The organism is Streptomyces sp. NPDC030245 (assembly GCF_055572995.1).
Window position 1 is genome coordinate 187,392 of record NZ_JBVICF010000007.1, and the last position, 15,983, is coordinate 203,374.

At 70.8% G+C, this 15,983-nt stretch carries 14 protein-coding genes and 1 tRNA gene; 10 read left to right on the top strand and 5 right to left on the bottom strand.

All coding sequences use genetic code 11. The features are described from left to right. Nucleotides 1-65 precede the first annotated feature (65 nt). On the bottom strand, nucleotides 66-530 hold the full coding sequence (locus ACZ4Z4_RS20395) for a GatB/YqeY domain-containing protein (RefSeq protein ID WP_468328785.1): 465 nt from the start codon (nucleotides 528-530) through the stop codon (nucleotides 66-68). A gap of 128 nt (nucleotides 531-658) precedes the next feature. On the opposite strand from ACZ4Z4_RS20395, the gene ACZ4Z4_RS20400 reads away from it, so the two are divergent. From ACZ4Z4_RS20400 to ACZ4Z4_RS20415, 4 genes are all read left to right on the top strand, one after another. Continuing rightward, nucleotides 659-1,585: a metallophosphoesterase gene (locus tag ACZ4Z4_RS20400; RefSeq protein WP_468328788.1), complete on the top strand. Its 927-nt coding sequence runs from the start codon at nucleotides 659-661 to the stop codon at nucleotides 1,583-1,585. Nucleotides 1,586-1,738: 153 nt separating this feature from the next. Next, nucleotides 1,739-1,812 (top strand) — tRNA-Pro (locus tag ACZ4Z4_RS20405). 1,082 nt (nucleotides 1,813-2,894) lie between these two features. Next, entirely contained in the window at nucleotides 2,895-6,998 is a 4,104-nt protein-coding gene (locus ACZ4Z4_RS20410) for an NACHT and WD repeat domain-containing protein (RefSeq protein ID WP_468328791.1), read from the top strand. Nucleotides 6,999-7,293: 295 nt separating this feature from the next. Continuing rightward, complete coding sequence (locus ACZ4Z4_RS20415; protein ID WP_468328794.1) at nucleotides 7,294-8,055, top strand: glycosyltransferase family 2 protein; 762 nt, start codon at nucleotides 7,294-7,296, stop codon at nucleotides 8,053-8,055. 24 nt (nucleotides 8,056-8,079) lie between these two features. Here the strand turns inward: ACZ4Z4_RS20415 and ACZ4Z4_RS20420 are convergent, their stop codons facing one another. Next, a complete protein-coding gene (locus tag ACZ4Z4_RS20420; RefSeq protein WP_468328797.1) occupies nucleotides 8,080-9,015 on the bottom strand; it encodes an FkbM family methyltransferase in 936 nt (311 codons plus the stop codon). A gap of 56 nt (nucleotides 9,016-9,071) precedes the next feature. After that, entirely contained in the window at nucleotides 9,072-10,295 is a 1,224-nt protein-coding gene (locus tag ACZ4Z4_RS20425; protein ID WP_468328800.1) for an amidohydrolase family protein, read from the bottom strand. Between the two features lie 197 nt (nucleotides 10,296-10,492). On the opposite strand from ACZ4Z4_RS20425, the gene ACZ4Z4_RS20430 reads away from it, so the two are divergent. Both ACZ4Z4_RS20430 and ACZ4Z4_RS20435 read left to right on the top strand, forming a co-directional pair. Continuing rightward, nucleotides 10,493-10,942 carry a DoxX family membrane protein gene (locus ACZ4Z4_RS20430; RefSeq protein ID WP_468328803.1) on the top strand — a complete coding sequence of 150 codons (450 nt, stop codon included), beginning with the start codon at nucleotides 10,493-10,495 and terminating at the stop codon, nucleotides 10,940-10,942. 83 nt (nucleotides 10,943-11,025) lie between these two features. Further along, complete coding sequence (locus ACZ4Z4_RS20435) at nucleotides 11,026-11,595, top strand: hypothetical protein (protein WP_468328806.1); 570 nt, start codon at nucleotides 11,026-11,028, stop codon at nucleotides 11,593-11,595. 38 nt (nucleotides 11,596-11,633) lie between these two features. On the opposite strand, the gene ACZ4Z4_RS20440 is transcribed toward ACZ4Z4_RS20435, so the two are convergent. Continuing rightward, a complete protein-coding gene (locus tag ACZ4Z4_RS20440) occupies nucleotides 11,634-12,863 on the bottom strand; it encodes an FAD-dependent monooxygenase (protein WP_468328809.1) in 1,230 nt (409 codons plus the stop codon). Between the two features lie 293 nt (nucleotides 12,864-13,156). Between ACZ4Z4_RS20440 and ACZ4Z4_RS20445 the strand changes: the two genes are divergently transcribed. The 3 genes from ACZ4Z4_RS20445 (at nucleotide 13,157) to ACZ4Z4_RS20455 (ending at nucleotide 14,929) form a co-directional block, all read left to right on the top strand. After that, nucleotides 13,157-13,579: an STAS domain-containing protein gene (locus tag ACZ4Z4_RS20445; RefSeq protein WP_468328812.1), complete on the top strand. Its 423-nt coding sequence runs from the start codon at nucleotides 13,157-13,159 to the stop codon at nucleotides 13,577-13,579. An 84-nt stretch (nucleotides 13,580-13,663) separates the two neighbouring features. Continuing rightward, a complete protein-coding gene (locus tag ACZ4Z4_RS20450; protein WP_468328815.1) occupies nucleotides 13,664-14,323 on the top strand; it encodes a M23 family metallopeptidase in 660 nt (219 codons plus the stop codon). A gap of 96 nt (nucleotides 14,324-14,419) precedes the next feature. After that, nucleotides 14,420-14,929 carry a DUF5949 family protein gene (locus ACZ4Z4_RS20455; protein WP_468328818.1) on the top strand — a complete coding sequence of 170 codons (510 nt, stop codon included), beginning with the start codon at nucleotides 14,420-14,422 and terminating at the stop codon, nucleotides 14,927-14,929. Between the two features lie 143 nt (nucleotides 14,930-15,072). On the opposite strand, the gene ACZ4Z4_RS20460 is transcribed toward ACZ4Z4_RS20455, so the two are convergent. Continuing rightward, complete coding sequence (locus tag ACZ4Z4_RS20460; RefSeq protein ID WP_468328821.1) at nucleotides 15,073-15,360, bottom strand: hypothetical protein; 288 nt, start codon at nucleotides 15,358-15,360, stop codon at nucleotides 15,073-15,075. Between the two features lie 281 nt (nucleotides 15,361-15,641). On the opposite strand from ACZ4Z4_RS20460, the gene ACZ4Z4_RS20465 reads away from it, so the two are divergent. Then, the gene (locus ACZ4Z4_RS20465) at nucleotides 15,642-15,926 is read left to right on the top strand and encodes a hypothetical protein (protein WP_468328824.1); all 285 of its coding nucleotides are present in this window, start codon (nucleotides 15,642-15,644) and stop codon (nucleotides 15,924-15,926) included. The last annotated feature ends 57 nt before the right edge of the window (nucleotides 15,927-15,983 follow it).

Here is a 15,983-nt window from a genome sequence, read left to right on the forward strand (position 1 = left end):
AGGCGGCGCGGCGCTACGGGCGCCCGGCGACGGCGTGCTTTCCGCCCGTTCTCAACCCACTGGTCTCAGCCCGCGAGGAGCTTCTTGACCGTGGCGGCGACGCGGCCGCCCTCGGCCAGGCCCGCGACCTTCGGGTTCACGATCTTCATGACCTGGCCCATGGCGCGCGGCCCCTCCGCGCCGGCGGCCTTCGCCTCCGCCACGGCCTGGGCGACGATTTCCCGGAGCTCGTCGTCGGAGAGCTGCTTCGGGAGGTACTCGGCGAGGATCTCGCCCTCCGCCTTCTCCTTCGCGGCCTGCTCGGCGCGGCCGCCCTCGGCGAAGGCCTCGGCGGCCTCACGGCGCTTCTTCGCCTCGCGGGCGATCACCTTCTGCACCTCGTCGTCGGAGAGCTCGCGCGCCTCCTTGCCCGCGACCTCCTCCTTCGTGATCGCGGTGAGGGTCAGCCGGAGCGTCGAGGAGCGCAGCTCGTCGCGCCCCCGGATCGCGGCGGTGAGGTCTTCGTGCAGCTTGGCCTTGAGGGTGGTCATGGGTTGATTGTGGCAGGTGCGGGGAGTCGCCTGCCCCTCGATTTCCGCTCGGTCGGCCTGCTGGGGCCGGTGGTTGGCCCCCAACGCCCTCCGGATGGACGGCTGCCGGTGTCTGACACGATGGGGGGATGCGCGCGCGATACGCAGTACCTCTGGGCATCACGGCGACGGCAGCGGCCGGTCTCGCCTACTCGTTCGGCATCGAGCCCCGATCTTTCCGGTTGAGGCGGGTCACCGTGCCCGTACTGCCGTCGGGGATGCGTCCCCTGCGGGTCCTCCAGGTCTCCGACATCCACATGGTGTCCGGACAGCGCAAGAAGCAGCGGTGGCTGCGGTCGCTGGCGGGGCTGCGGCCCGACTTCGTGATCAACACGGGCGACAACCTGTCGGACCCGGAAGGCGTCCCGGAGACGCTGGACGCGCTCGGCCCGCTGATGGAGTTCCCCGGGGCGTACGTCTTCGGCTCGAACGACTACTACGGCCCGAGGCTGCGCAACCCCGCCCGCTACCTGCTGGAGAAGGCGCAGGGCAAGCACGGACTGAACGGCAACGCCCCCGCGGTCGGCGTCATCCACAACCCGTGGGAGGGCCTGCGCGACGGCTTCGACGAGGCGGGCTGGGTCAACCTCACGAACACCCGCGGCTCGCTGAAGATCGACGGCTACGAGATCGGCCTCACGGGCCTGGACGACCCGCACATCAAGCGCGACCGGTACGCGCAGGTGGCGGGCGGCCCGGAGTCCGGCGCCGACTTCTCGATGGGCATCGTGCACGCCCCGTACCTGCGCTCCCTGGACGCGTTCACGGCGGACGGCTACCCCCTGATCCTCGCCGGCCACACCCACGGCGGCCAGCTCTGCATCCCCTTCTACGGCGCCCTGGTCACCAACTGCGACCTGGACACGGACCGCGTGAAGGGCCTCTCCCGCCACGAGGCGGAGGGCAAGAAGTCCTTCCTCCACGTCTCCGCGGGCTGCGGGGCGAGCCGCTACACGCCGATGCGTTTCGCGTGCCCTCCGGAGGCGACGCTGCTGACGCTGGCGCCTCGGGACTGAGGCGTGCTTGGACCGGGGGCCGGGGGCTGTACCGGGCCTGCCCGGGGCCTGCCCGAGGGCTGAGAGGAAACCGGATTTCGTCTCCGGCCGCCGGTCCGCTAAAGTAATCGATGTCGCCACGGCCTGCCCGTCAGGCCAGTGGAGCAACGACATCGGGGTGTAGCGCAGCTTGGCAGCGCGCTTCGTTCGGGACGAAGAGGTCGTGGGTTCAAATCCCGCCACCCCGACAGCTGAAGCAGATGGCCAACCCACTCTTGAGAGTGGGTTGGCCATCTGCTTTTTGTGCGTTCTATCTGCGTTCTATCTGGGTGACTCCACTCCATGAACACGTCGAGGGGCCCTGGTGCCGTACGACACCAGGGCCCCTAAGGAGTTGCTACATCATCTGCCGACCTTGATATCGCGTCGGCCTTCTGTGGCCGCAGGCCCGACCTGAAGGCTGTCGGGGGTGCGGGGATCGCGGTTGTTTGACCGGAGACCACCTCACTATCGCTGTCCTGCGGGACTTGCGGGTACTGCTACTGCGGGTACTGCGGTCCTGCTGGTGGCGGCCCCTGATCACTGCGGGCCGCCCGGTCCGGTCGTCAGCCCCGTCGCCGTCCTGACTGCAACCCTGGCTTCGGAACTCCACCACCGGACCGTCCTGCGTACTGCTACTGCGGGTACTGCTGCCCGGCAGTTCGTCTCTGCCGGGCCCTGCGGTCTCTCTGGGGTACGAGAGAAACCATAACCACGTCAGCACTCAATGTCTACTCTGGCGGGCTTAGGTTTTTGGGTGTTCGGCAGTTAGGTAATCGAGTGTGAGTGCGGCGGGAGGCGCGCAGCCATGAACGCGTGAAAGCCCGGCCACGCCGATGCCGGCGTGCGGGCTGTGATGAGTAGCGGGAGTAGCGGTGCGTCGGACCGGTGCCGGTCCCTCCCCTCGTGGGGACCGGCACCGATCGACGCGTACAACGCCGACCGTGATGGAACTCCGCATCGGCGCGGATCAGGGAAAGTCCGGAAACGCCTTCGATGTGAACGCGGTCCGTATATGACCGTCTGCACTGATCTCTGGGACCACGCGACGATCCCGTCGTCACTGTGACGCAAGCCAGGCTCAGAACCATCGGTGGCGTGAGCCGCCTCCGTGAGCACTGCGCCGGTGACCTGCCAGGACGCTGCGTGGTTGGTTCGCTACTGCGACGAAATCCTGCCAGTTACCGGTCTCCGGGAGGAGGGCCCGCCCTCGTCCGGACGCCTTCCGCGCAGGTCAGCCGTATAAAGTGAGTTTTCCGGTCCGGATGTCCAGGCGCGGCGGAAGTAAGGGGTGGAGGCCTTGAGTTCCGACTCAGGGGCACGCACAAGCTTCGCGGAACGTCTCGCGCTGCTGTACAAGGAAGCCGGTAACCCGCCCCTCAAGCGTGTGGCCGAAGCGGTCGTCAGGTTGCAGCGCGTCGACGAGCGGGGGCGGCCCGTACGGGTGTCCGCTCAGCGGATCAGCGACTGGCGGCGGGCGAAGAACGTGCCGGCCCAGTTCGCCGCGCTCGCGGCCGTACTGCACGTCCTGATCCCCGAGGCGCGGCGCGAACGGCCCGTGCCCGTCTCCGCCGGTCTGTACGACATGGCCCAGTGGCACCGCCTGTGGGAGCGCGCCGTGGCCGACCCGGTCGGCGACCGGGCTCCGGGGGCCGAGGAGGGCGGGGAACCGCCGGGCGCCGGCGAGGATCCGGCCGCCCCCAGCGTCTGCCCGTACCGGGGACTCGCTTCGTACCGTCAGCAGGACGCCCAGTGGTTCTTCGGCCGGGAGCGGAGCACCGAGGCCCTCGTCCGCCAGCTCCGCACGGCGGAGGCGACGGGCGGTCTCGTCATGCTCGTGGGCGCGTCCGGCGCGGGGAAGTCCTCCCTCCTCAACGCCGGCCTGGTGCCCACCCTGCGCAACGGCGCGCTCGACGAGGAGGGCGGTCGGGCCACCGGGCCCGTCCTCCAGCTCGTTCCGGGCAGCGAGCCTCTGACCGAGTTGCTTCGTCAGATACCCGAGCTCGCGCACGCCCTCCCGGAGGACGGCACGGCAGCCGACGAGCCCGTCACGCCCGAATTCGCCCGGTCTGTGTGTCGGTCCGTCAGTGCATGGGCGGCACGCGCCGTCTCGGGTGCGGAGACCGTCTCCGGCACAGAGGCCGGTATAGAGGCTGTTTCGGACAATGAAGCCGTCTCGGACAAGACCCGTCCCGTCATCATCGTCGACCAGTTCGAAGAGACCTTCACCCTCTGCTCGGACGAGTCGGAGCGGCGCGCCTTCATCCAGCTGCTCCACGCCGCCTGCACCCCGGACAAGGGCAGTAAGGACGACAAGGAGCACAAGGGCGGCGAAAGCGCCCCCGCCCTCGTCGTCCTCGGGATACGCGCCGACTTCTACGAGGAGTGCCTCGGCTATCCCGAGCTGGCCGACGCCCTCCAGCACCGGCACATGGTGCTCGGGCCGCTGACCACCGGTGAGCTGCGCAAGGCCGTGACCGGGCCCGCCAAGGCCGTCGGTCTCGAACTCGAACCCGGGCTCGCGGAGCTGATCGTCCGGGAGGTGAGCACGGACGGGCCGCGCGGGGCGCACGACGCGGGGGTGCTGCCGCTGCTCTCCCACGCGCTGCTCGCCACCTGGCAGCGGCGGAAGACGGGGCGGCTCACCCTGGCCGGCTACCGCGCGGCGGGTGGCATCCAAGGCGCGGTGGCGGCGACGGCCGAGCGGGCCTGGTCCGGTCTCGACCCGGCGGCGCGGCAGGCCGCGCGGCTGCTGCTGCTCCGCCTCGTCCGGCTCGGCGAGGACACCCAGGCGACCCGGAGACGGGGGACGCGCCGTCAGCTGGCGGACGAGTCGACGGACCCCCACAAGACGGAGGAGTCCCTCGAAGCGCTGGTCCGCGCCCGGCTCGTGACGCTCGACGCGGAGACCGTGGAGATCACGCACGAGGCGCTGCTGCACGCCTGGCCGCGGCTGCGCGACTGGATCGACGAGGACCGCAGCGACCATCTGCTGCGCCAGCGCCTGGAGGAGGACGGGAAGGCCTGGGAGGACTCCGGGCGCGACTCGTCGCTGCTCTACCGGGGCTCCCGGCTCGAACAGGCGAGCGCCTGGGCGAAGAGCGCGGGCGACACGTATCTGACCCGGGGCGCGGTGGAGTTCCTGGCCGCTTCGGGCCGGCTGCGCCGGCGGTTCGTCTGGCTGAGCCGTGGCGCGGTGGCGGTCCTCGTCGTACTCGCGATGGTGGCCGTCGTCTCGGCGGTGGTGGCGCGGCAGCAGCGGGACGACGCGGTGTTCCAGCAGGTCGTCGCCGAGGCCGACCGGGCCCAGCACACGGATCCGTCGCTGTCCGCGCAGCTCGACCTGGTGGCGCACCGCCTGCGGCCCGGCGACGAGGGCGTACGGAACCGGCTGATCTCGATCGTCAACGCACCGCTGGCCACACCGCTCCTGGGTCACAAGGGTGCCGTGTACCTCACTTCGTTCAGCCCGAACGGGCGAGTTCTGGCCACCGCGAGTTATGACCGGACCGTCCGCCTGTGGGACGTGTCGGACCCGACGCACGCCGAGCCGTTGGGCAAGCCCCTCACCGGCCACACGAGTTGGGTGAGCACCGCGGTGTTCAGCCCGGACGGCAAGACCCTCGCCAGCGCCGCGGACGACGGCACGATCAGGCTGTGGGACGTGCGGGACCCGAGCCGTCCGCGGCCGCTGGGCGCGCCGGTGACCGGGCACGGCGGCACGATCTACCTGCTCGCCTTCAGCCCGGACGGGCGCACGCTGGCCGCCGCCAACGAGGACCATGCCGTACGCCTGTGGGATGTGGCGGAGCCTTCCCGGCCGAAGGCGCTCGCCGAGCTGACCGGCCACACCGCGGCCGTGCGGTCCGTGGCGTTCAGCCCCGACGGGCGGACGCTGGCGGCCGGTGGCGACAACGGCCCGATCAGACTGTGGGACATGGCCGACCGGCGCCGCCCCGAGCCGATCGGCAAGGTGCTGCGCGGGCACACGAGCACGACGCACTCCGTCGCCTTCAGCCCGGACGGCACCACTCTCGCCAGCGGCGGCTCGGACAACACGATCCGCCTCTGGGACGTCCGTGACCCGCGCCGCGGCAAGCCGCTCGGCACGCCGCTGACCGGCCACGCGGGACCGTTGTGGTCCGTGGCGTTCAACCCGGCGGGCACGATGCTCGCGGCCGCCAGCGCGGACAGCACGGCGAGCCTGTGGAACGTCCGCGATCCGGCGCATCCGTCCCAGGTCGGCGAGCCCCTCGCGGGCAGCAGCGGGGAGATGTACGCCCTCGGGTTCAGCCCCGACGGACGGACCCTGGCCACCGGCACGGGCGACAACAAGGTGCGTCTCTGGTCGATCTCGACGGCGGACATGCTCGGGCGTATCGGGGCGTTCCGGCCCGACGGGAAGGTGCTCGCGACGGCGGCGGGGGACGAGAAGGTCCGGCTGTGGAACGTGCGGCGCCCCGACCGGCCGGTGGCGCTCGGCAAGCCGTTCCGGCCCACGGAGGGTCCCGTCCGTTCACCGGTGTTCTCGCCCGACGGCCGCACGCTCGCGGTGCTCACGGGCGATCGCGCGGTACAGCTGTGGGACGTCTCCGATCCCGGGAAGGCCGTGGCCCACGGCCCGCCCGTCGCGCTGCGGACGCGGTTCGCCGCCGCGCTCGCCTTCAGTCCGGACGGGCGCGTACTGGCGACCGCGGAGACGGACCGCACCATCCAGCTGTGGGACGTCAGCTCGCCGGACCGGCCGCGCAGGCTCGGCCCGCCGCTCACCGGCCATCAGGGGTACGTCAACTCCCTGGACTTCAGCAACGACGGCCGCACGCTGGTCAGCGGCAGCGCGGACGCCACCGTCCGGCTCTGGGACGTGACCGACCCGCGCCGCGTCAAGCGGCTCGGCGCGCCCCTCAAGGGGCATCTGGGGCCGGTCAACGAGATCGCCTACAGCCCGGACGGCCGCACGCTGGCCGCCGGCAGCGACGACGGGACGGTCCTACTCTGGAACGTCGCGGACCGCCGTGCGAAGCCCCGCCTCGACGCGACCCTGACGGGGCACACCGACGCGGTGGTGTCGCTGACGTTCAGCGAGGACGGCCGCACGCTGGCGACCGGCAGCAACGACAACACGGTCCGGCTCTGGGACGTCGGCGATCCGACGGACGTCTCCCCCATCGGCCAGTCGATGAGCCCCAACGCCAAGACCGGCAGTTTCCTCGCGTTCAGCCCGCAGAGCCACATGCTCGGGGTGTCGAGCGGTACGGATACGGTCCGGCTGTGGGACCTGGACACCGAGGAAGCCGTCAGCCGTATTTGCTCGACCACGCGGGGTGTGCTGACGCGGGATAAATGGGATGAGTATCTTCCCCGCCTCTCGTACGACCCGCCGTGCGACGAGTAACGGGCCGGCGCCGTCGCGTGATCCCGATCACAACTCCATGGTCAAAAGGGTGAGTTGACTCCCGTCCCGCAATAAGCCTTGTTACTGTTGTCAGCAGAGCCCGATCGCTGGTGCATCCCCCGTCGCCAGCGGTCGGGCCCTTCCATTCCCCGGCGCTATTCAGCGCCCACGGCGATGTGCCGTCGCCCGTTCAGGTTTTAAGTCGCGAGATCGTTTCGTACCGAAACTTCCTGGTGTTCTCGTCCACTCCCTTTCGGAGTCATAGGGTGTGGCGCAGGAAAGGTGGGTGAGTGCCGTGCGCAGGCGCGTCATCGTCGTCACAGCCGTCCATGCGCCCTCGGCGCCCTTCCTGGCGGACGCGTACGCATCGCTGTGCCGGCAGGAGCTTCCGGCGGGCTGGGAGTGGCGCTGGCTCATCCAGGAGGACGGCAGCAGCGACCGCGTCGCGCCGCACGTCCCGGACGACGAGCGGGTGTCGTTCGCGCAGGGGCGGCCCGGCGGCCCCGGGGTCGCGCGCACCATGGCGCTCGCGCGCGCCGACGGCGAGTACGTGAAGATCCTGGACGCCGACGACCAGCTCACCCCCGGCGCGCTGGCCCGCGATCTCGCGGCGCTCGAAGGCGACACGACCATCGGGTGGGCCACCTCGCGCGCCCTCGACCTGCTGCCCGACGGCTCCACGGCCGGGTTCCCCGGCGATCCCGGGCACGGGCCCGTCGAGCGCGGGACGGTCCTCGACCACTGGGCGCGCCACGACTACCGTGCGCCGGTCCACCCGGCGACGCTGTTCGTCCGCCGTGGGCTGCTCGTCGCCCTGGGCGGCTGGATGGCGCTGCCCGCGTCCGAGGACACGGGTCTCCTGCTGGCGCTCGACGCGGTGGCGCGCGGCTGGTTCACGTCCGAGGTGGGGCTGCTCTACCGCAAGTGGGAGGGCCAGGCGACCGGCCAGCGCGCGCACGTCGACACGGGTGAACGGGGAGCGCGGATGGCGGTGGTGGAGGCCCGGGCCAGGGCGCTCGCGGAGCTCGGGTGGCACTTCGGACCCGGCACCGGCTGACCAAAGCCACGTCAACGCCCCCGCTCACTTCAGCGTCTCCGCGTCGACCCGCGAGAAGACCAGCTCGGTCTCGCCGACCACCGGCTGTCGCCACCGCACCGGTGGCGCGGGGCGCCGGATCGCGCCGGGGTAGCTCTCGGGCGCGTACTCGTTGATCAGCCGGTAGGGATGGAAGCCCGCCTTCTCCAGGGTGTCCATCAGCTCCTCGACGGAGTCCCCGAGCTGTGTCATGCGGTCCGGGGTCACCTCCACCGCGATCTCCACGTCGGGCCGCAGCCGGTCGAGGGCCGGGGCGAGGCCCCTGATGACGCCGCCTTCCGCCCCTTCCACATCGATCTTGATCACGCGCGCGCGGGCGAGCTCGTCGGGCTCCAGGAGCTCGGGCAGCGGCGTGGCGTCCGCGTCGAAGGTGGACTCGGCGGGTCCGTCGTACGGGACGATGCTGTTGGCGCCCATGTTGTTCGAGCTGGCGAGGATGAACGTGAGCCGCTTGTGCTCGTCCGACACGGCCGCGTTGACCGCACGGATGTTGGAGCAGCCGTTCAGTTCGGCGTTCCGCAGCACACGCCGGTGGAAGACGGGCGAGGCCTCGATCGCCACGACCCGCCCCTCGGGCCCGACGAGCCCCGAGCCGAGGACGGCGAAGTAGCCCACGTTCGCGCCGACGTCGACGAAGACGTCCCCGGCACCGAGCCGCCCCCGCAGCCACCGCGTCATGTGCGGCTCCCAGGCCCCGAAGAGGTACACGTAGCGCTGGATGAGGTCCTGGGTGTCGACGGCGAACCGGTGGCCGTACCGGTCGGCGACGACACGGCGGCGCGGGCTCCGGCGCAGGCGCGGGTTGAGGAAGCGGGCGGCCAGCGCCGCCTTGCCGAGGGTGCCGGGGGCGGCGCGCACGTACCGGCGGCCGAGCGTGACCAGCGTCTCCGAAAGGGGGGTGCTGATCCGGGGGGTGCTCATCCGATCGCCTCTCCGTCGGGGGGTCGGATGAACCGTATCGGCCCGTGGTCGGCCGCCTACCGGCCGGTCCGGTCGAACGGCAGGTCCAGCATGCGGATCGCGTTCCCGCGCAGCAGCTTGTACTGGAGCTCCGCCGGCAGGTGGCCGACGTGGTCGGCCGCGACCTCCTTGGTGTGCGGCCAGGTCGAGTCGACGTGCGGGTAGTCGGTCTCGAAGGTGGCGTTGTCGACGCCCACCGTCTCGATCGCCTCGATGCCGTGCTTGTCGCGGAAGAAGCAGCAGAAGATCTGCCGGTAGTAGTACGTCGACGGCGGCTCGGGGATCAGGTCCTGCACGCCGCCCCAGGCCCGGTGCTCCTCCCACACGTCGTCGGCGCGCTCCAGGGCGTACGGGATCCAGCCCATCTGGCCCTCGCTGTACGCGAGTTTCAGCCGCGGGAACTTCACCAGGACGCCGCTGAAGAGGAAGTCCATCATCGACGCCATCGCGTTGTTGAAGGAGAGCGACGCCTGGACCGCGGGCGGCGCGTCCGGGGAGGCGGCCGGCATCTGCGACGACGAGCCGATGTGCATGTTCACGACGGTCCCCGTCTCCTCGCACGCCGCGAAGAAGGGGTCCCAGTACCCGGAGTGGATGGACGGCAGCCCCAGATACGTGGGGATCTCGCTGAAGGTGACGGCCCGCACCCCGCGCGCGGCGTTGCGCCGGATCTCGGCGACGGCGAGGTCGACGTCCCAGAGCGGGATCAGGCAGAGCGGGATCAGCCGGCCGCCGCTGTCGCCGCACCACTCCTCGACCATCCAGTCGTTGTACGCCCGGACGCAGGCGAGGCCGACCTCCTTGTCCTTGGCCTCGGAGAAGGTCTGCCCGCAGAAGCGGGGGAAGGTCGGGAAGCAGAGGGACGCCTCGACGTGGTTGAGGTCCATGTCGGCCAGGCGGGCCTTCGGGTCCCAGCAGCCCTTGCGCATCTGCTCGCGGGTGATGCCGTCGAGCGTCATCTCGTCGCGCGAGAAACCGACGGCGGCGATGATGCGCTTGTACGGGAAGATGTTGCCCTCGTACTCCCACCAGTCGGTGATCTGGCCCGCCGGATCCGTCGTGAACCTGTACTTGCCGCCGACGTACTCCAGCTCGCCGATGCCCGCGGTGAAGGGCTTCGGGCCCCGGTCGCGGTACTTGGCCGGGAGCCACTTCTCGAAGAGGTGCGCGGGCTCGATCACGTGGTCGTCCACGCTGATGACCCGGGGGAGTTCCTTGGTGCCGACCTCGCTGCTGACCACTGTTGTGCCCCCTACCGCTGCTGCCGCTGCCTGCCGGTTACACCCGACTAAATCTGACGCTCCATCAGATTCCATCGGATCGAGGTTATGGCCTCACCCGGGCGACGGCAAGCGCCCGCCCGCAACTCGACCCCTTGCGCACCACGGCCCGATCCGCTGAACTGACGCCCCGTCAGTTGGCCTCGGGAGGGCGCGCGATGCAGACGATCTGGCTCGGTGGAGCCGAGTGGGTGGCCGTACTCCGGATCGGCATCGGTCTGTGGTGGCTGGAGAGCTGGCGCCACAAGGACAAGAAGCAGTGGTTCGGCGGCGGTGGCATCGGCTGGGCGGCGGGCATCGCCGAGAAACACCGCTGGCCCGCCGTGCGCCGGGGGTTCGACGTCGTGGTGAGGCCCCGGCCGCGCGTGATGGCGTACGTCGTCGCCTACGCCGAACTGGCCCTCGGCCTCGGCCTGATCCTCGGCTTCCTCACCCCGGTCGCCCTCGTCTGCGGCCTCGTCCTCAACCTCATCTACCTCGTCCTGATGATCCACGACTGGGCCGAGCAGGGGCAGAACCTCATGATGGCGCTGGCCTCCCTGGTCGCCTTCTTCACCTGGAGCTGGCAGACGTGGTCGCTGGACTCGGCCCTCGGAATCCTTGTCTGACCCTGGCCTGTTGCGGCCGCAGCTGTCACCCTGCCGGACATTCGCCGCCGTCACCGGCACGTCCCGCGGACGAGGAGACGACCATGAGCGACCGCGCCCACGACGAGCAAGCGCCCCCGGAGGCAGGCCCCGCGTCCGGTCCCGGGGCGGACCCCGAAGCGGCCCTTCGGGCAGGTCACGCCGCCCGCGCCAGGAGCGCGGCCCGCCGCGCCGCGGCGATCTGCCACCACATCGAGCGGCACGGCGCCGAACAGCACACCGTCCGGCAGGCCTCCCACGCCGCCCGCGCCGCCGTCCAGGCCCTCGCCGTGCTCTCCGAGTCCGCCCCCGACCCGGCGGCCGACTCCCGCTGCGCGCGCAACGCCGCGGCCGCCGCCGCGCAGACCGCGCAGCTCGGGCAGTCGGGCGACGGGGAGAGCGGGGCCGCCGTCGCCGCGTACCGTGCCGCGCTCACGGCGTCGCAGGCCGCCTCGGCCGCGGCGGGCCGGGACGCCCTCGGCGCGGACGAGGCGCTGAACGCCGCTGCGGACCGGGCGGAGACGGCCGCCGTCACCGCCGCCGAGCAGGCGGGCTGGATACGACCGGACCAGCGCCTCCCGGAGGCGCCGACCGGCCTGCGCAGCCCCGAGCTCCTGTCGATGCTGCACTTCTGAGACGTACGACTGAGACGTACGACTGAGACGTACGGCCGCTAGGAGCCGCTTCCCTCCCGGCCCCGGCGGCTCTGCAACGTGCGGGCGAGGCGGGGGCCCAGGCGCTGCTTGAGCCAGCGCAGGGCCTGGAGGCGGCCGACGGCCTGGTCCAGGTGGAAGTAGAGCTGCGGCGGCACGTGGGGCAGGAGCGGCGAGTGCCGCTGGCCGAGCAGCGCGAACATCTGGTGCGGCTCAAGGCCCATGTAGCGGGGCAGGTTCTCGTACCACTGGGCACTGTGCCGCGCGGCGCTCTGCACCGAGAGCAGGGCCTGCTTGCGCTCCCTCTCGTACGCGGAGAGGGCGGCCGGGAGCTCCGCCGGCGCGGTGGCGGTGCGCAGGGCGCGGGCGAGGCCCATCGCGTCGCGGAGCGCGAGGGTCGTGCCGGCGCCGATGGAGTAGTGCGTCGTGTGGGCGGCGTCGCCGATCAGGACGAGGCCGTCGTGCGACCAGGACTCGTTGGTGACGGTGGGGAAGGCCTGCCACTGGGCGGCGCTCTCGACGTCCCTGCGGCCGAGCAGCTCATGGCCTTCGAGCAGGTCGGCGAAGAGCTTCTCCAGCAGCCGCAGGGTCTCGTCGTGGCCGAGCCGGTCGAAGCCGAGCCCCGCCCAGGTCGTGGCGGAGCACTCGACGACACAGGTGCTGTGCCCGGCGCTGAAGCCGTAGGCGTAGCACCAGATCCAGCCGTGGTCGGTCTCGACGAAGGCGAAGGTGAACGCGGTGAGGACGCGGGTCGTGCCGAGCCAGATGAAGCGGTTGGCGCCCGTGGTCACCCGGGTGCCGAGCCGGTCCGCGTGTTCCGCGCGGAGCCTGCTGCGCGCCCCGTCCCCGGCCACGACGAGGTGCGCGTCGGGGAGGTCCGCGCGGCCGCCGATCTCCCGGCCGTACTCCAGGTGTACGCCCAGCGAGCGGGCCCGGTCGGCGAGGATCGTGCGCAGCCGGTGGCGGGCGATGGCGTGCCCGGGGTCGCCGTCGTGGGCCGTGGTCCGGTCGCCCACATAGGCGAACCCGCCCTGCCAGCGCACGGACTGCTCCTCGATGAGCCGGGCGGAGTCGGGGTCGTGGGCGTACAGGTCGGCCAGGAGGTCCGGCCAGTAGGTGACACCCCAGCCGAAACGGGCTCCGGCCGCGTGCCGCTCGTGGACCGTGATCTCGTGGGCCGGGTCCTGGAGTTTGGCGAGGATGGCCAGGTACAGGGAGGCAGGCCCGCCACCGACGCAATCGATCTTCACGCGCGCTCCTGATGTTGTCGGCCCGGTGTCTTCGGCCCGATGTCCTCGGGAGAGGGACCGAGGAACCAACGTATGCGTGGGCGGAGCGCTCAGGGCGTGTCCCACTGCCGGACGGATGGGTGAATTGTCCGTTTCGAGTGGCCGGTTGGCGCGGACCGGTGTCAGCTGTGACTCGGACCCCGCGGGCAGACGGCACCCAGTCGATCCTGTATACCCGGAGAGCAGATCTCCGAGCCGGTCCGGAGCCGACGTCCGACCGGTGCCCGCCGACGGCCCTTGGAGGTGTGAGGGGCATGCCGTCCCACCGATTGTCCATTGCGCGTCTCGCCCACTCCGACCTCTGCGCCGTACTGCGGCTCAGCGGCGAACTCGACCAGGCCTCCGAGAAGTTCTTCATGGACACGCTGGCCGGCGCGGTCGACGCGGGCCGGCGCCACATCGTCCTCGACGTGACGGCGCTGACGTTCTGCGACTCCCGCGGCCTCAACTGTCTGCTCGCCCTGCACTGGCTGCTGCGGCGGCAGGACGGTGAGCTGATGCTGGCGGGCGTGGGCCGCAGGCTGGCCACCCTGCTCGAACACAGCGGGAGCACGGCCCTGTTCTCGTCCCACACCTCGGTCGGGCAGGCCCTGCGTTCGCTCCCCGAGTCCGCCCGTCCCCACTGGCCGCCGCCGGCCGAGCTCGGCGCGGACGAAGGGGTGTCCCCGTCGGCCTAGGCCGGGGCGGGTCCCGCGCGGCCGGGATACGCCAGGCGGGTCACCCGAGATGCAGGCCGGGCCCGGCACCAGTGAAGTAGCTGCATGAAACAGGAGATAGCGAGAGCGGCAGAAGCGGCCACCACCACACGACGGCGCGCCCTGGGCACCGCAGCGGCGCTGCTGGCCGGCGGAGCGATACCGCTGACGGCGTCCCGCGCCGCCGCCCGGCCGGACCCCGCCCCGCCCGGCCACGTCTGCACCGGTGCGTACGACGCCGAGTTCGAAGCCGCCCTGAGAACGGCCGACGACCGCTACGGCGCGGACCGGACCGGCGGCCTCCCGGACGCGCCCCAGCAGTACGCACTGCCCCTGCGCCGCACCTTCACGGTCACCGCGGCCTACGGAGTGCGCGGCAACTGGCTCGCCGGGCACCATACGGGCATCGACCTGGCCGTCCCGACGGGGACGCCGACCTACGCGGTGGGCGGTGGCGTCGTCCTCGTCGCCGGCTGGTCGGGGGCGTACGGCAACGCCGTGACGATTCTGCTGCCGGACGGCCACTACGCCCTCGCGGCCCACCTGTCGAGCATCTCGGTGCGCCAGGGAGCCGACGTCGCCGCCGGGGACCTCCTCGGCACCACCGGGGCCACCGGACGCGCCACGGGCCCGCACCTCCACCTGGAGATACGGGCCCGCCGCGAATACGGCTCGGACATCGATCCGGTGGCCTACCTGGCCCGTAACGGCGTACAACTCCTGTGACCTTTACCCGGCCGGGGGAATCACTGTCGCAGGCATCGGCCGAACGGGTGTAAATGGGCCTCAAGCCGGGCGAAGGCACCACTAGCATCCGCGAGCATGACCTCTACCACTGCTGTGAAGCCAGAACAGGAGGGTTCCCTCCTGGGCACCCTCGTCGCCATTCCGTGGGCCAACGAGCCCGTGCGGGACGACGGGCCCGTGACGCCGTTCCTCCTCATCTGTTCGCGGGGGGACGGCCGTGACGGGCCGGAAGCGGGCTCGGAGGCCCTGCGGGCCGAGTTGGAGAAGGCCGGTCTGACGGTCGGTGGCGGGGTGGCTGACCTCACGCGCGTCGCCCGCACCTCGGTCTCGCTGCTCGTGGAGGCCGAACAAGCCGTACTCAGCCTGCCCTTCCTGCATGTCCAGTGCCCCGTCTCGCCGCAGTGGCAGCAGGCCGCCCACAAGAGCGGCACGGCTTATCTGATCTGCGCCCTGCGCCCGTGGCCCCAGCAGGCCGTGCACGGAGAGCCGGTCGGCGCGGAGGAGTTGCGCGCGTTCGTCTCGGACGAGCAGATGGTTTCGTCCAGTGCCCGTTGCCTCCTGCCGGTGCGCAGGGTGCGCTTCTGACATGTGACGTCGACCGCGTGACGCCGACGGGGGCGGCGGTCCACTCCTGGACACGCCGCCCCCGTCAGGGAACATCTTGTGAACACCTGTGCCCCGAGGTCCGGAAGGTCACCTTCCGGACCTCGGGGCACTTCAGTGGATCCTCAGTTGTGGACCGCGCCCAGGAGGGGAAGGGCGGGCGCCGAGGAGTCGTCGTGGACCTTCGAGTGCTGACGGACCTCGTTGCACTGGAAGGTGCGGGCCTCGTCGAGCACCTCGATGGTGATGACGTCGATGTCCTGGATGGTCGGGCAGACATCGCGGATGATCTCGATGTTCTGCGAGTAGTGACCGTGGGTCTCCTCGTCGGCCATGGCCGGCGTGACAGCCATTCCGGTCGCCGCCAGAGTCAGCATCGAGCCGGCCAGCACCTTTTTATTCATAGAGTTCATTTTACTGAGCGCTCCTTCCCGGATGATTTAGCACCCGACTGGGTGCCGACGCCGAACTAAACCGTCGAGACGCGACGGAAGTTGCGCGCACCGAAGATCTTTCACTCATTTGCACGCCCGACTCGCCCAAAAATATTATCGCGCCATACCCAATAGACATATTGATGCTGCAACCGGGTGATTACTGCGCCCGCAGGGAAACGTCCAACTCGGCCTCCCGTTAAGAGGGTGCTGGCGCACTCACTGGGAGATGCCCGCATATGCGTAGGAAGGTACACACCATGAGTGTGAAGAAGATTGTCGCTGGTTCCATGCTGACCCTCACCGCCACCGGCGTTGCCGTTACCCCGGCCATGGCCGACGAGGAGGTGCACGGTCACTACTCGCAGAGCATCGAGGTCATCCGCGACATCTGCCCGACCATCCAGGACATCGACGTCATCACCATCGAGGTGCTTGACGAGGCCCGCACCTTCCAGTGCAACGAGGTCCGCCAGGGCTCCAAGGTCCACGACGACTCCGCCGCGCCGGCCCTGCCGCTCCTCGGCCAGGTGGTCGACCAGTAGGACTTGGGCATTCTTGCGGGATGCTGAACACCCTCGTATAGAGGGGAACGGGCCCCG

Coding starts and splice junctions, on each gene's coding strand:
- ACZ4Z4_RS20395 (WP_468328785.1), bottom strand. CDS start 530: ATGACCACCCTCAAGGCCAAGCTGCACGAAGACCTCACCGCCGCGATC.
- ACZ4Z4_RS20400 (WP_468328788.1), top strand. CDS start 659: ATGCGCGCGCGATACGCAGTACCTCTGGGCATCACGGCGACGGCAGCG.
- ACZ4Z4_RS20420 (WP_468328797.1), bottom strand. CDS start 9,015: ATGAGCACCCCCCGGATCAGCACCCCCCTTTCGGAGACGCTGGTCACG.
- ACZ4Z4_RS20430 (WP_468328803.1), top strand. CDS start 10,493: ATGCAGACGATCTGGCTCGGTGGAGCCGAGTGGGTGGCCGTACTCCGG.
- ACZ4Z4_RS20435 (WP_468328806.1), top strand. CDS start 11,026: ATGAGCGACCGCGCCCACGACGAGCAAGCGCCCCCGGAGGCAGGCCCC.
- ACZ4Z4_RS20445 (WP_468328812.1), top strand. CDS start 13,157: ATGCCGTCCCACCGATTGTCCATTGCGCGTCTCGCCCACTCCGACCTC.
- ACZ4Z4_RS20450 (WP_468328815.1), top strand. CDS start 13,664: ATGAAACAGGAGATAGCGAGAGCGGCAGAAGCGGCCACCACCACACGA.
- ACZ4Z4_RS20455 (WP_468328818.1), top strand. CDS start 14,420: ATGACCTCTACCACTGCTGTGAAGCCAGAACAGGAGGGTTCCCTCCTG.
- ACZ4Z4_RS20460 (WP_468328821.1), bottom strand. CDS start 15,360: ATGAACTCTATGAATAAAAAGGTGCTGGCCGGCTCGATGCTGACTCTG.
- ACZ4Z4_RS20465 (WP_468328824.1), top strand. CDS start 15,642: ATGAGTGTGAAGAAGATTGTCGCTGGTTCCATGCTGACCCTCACCGCC.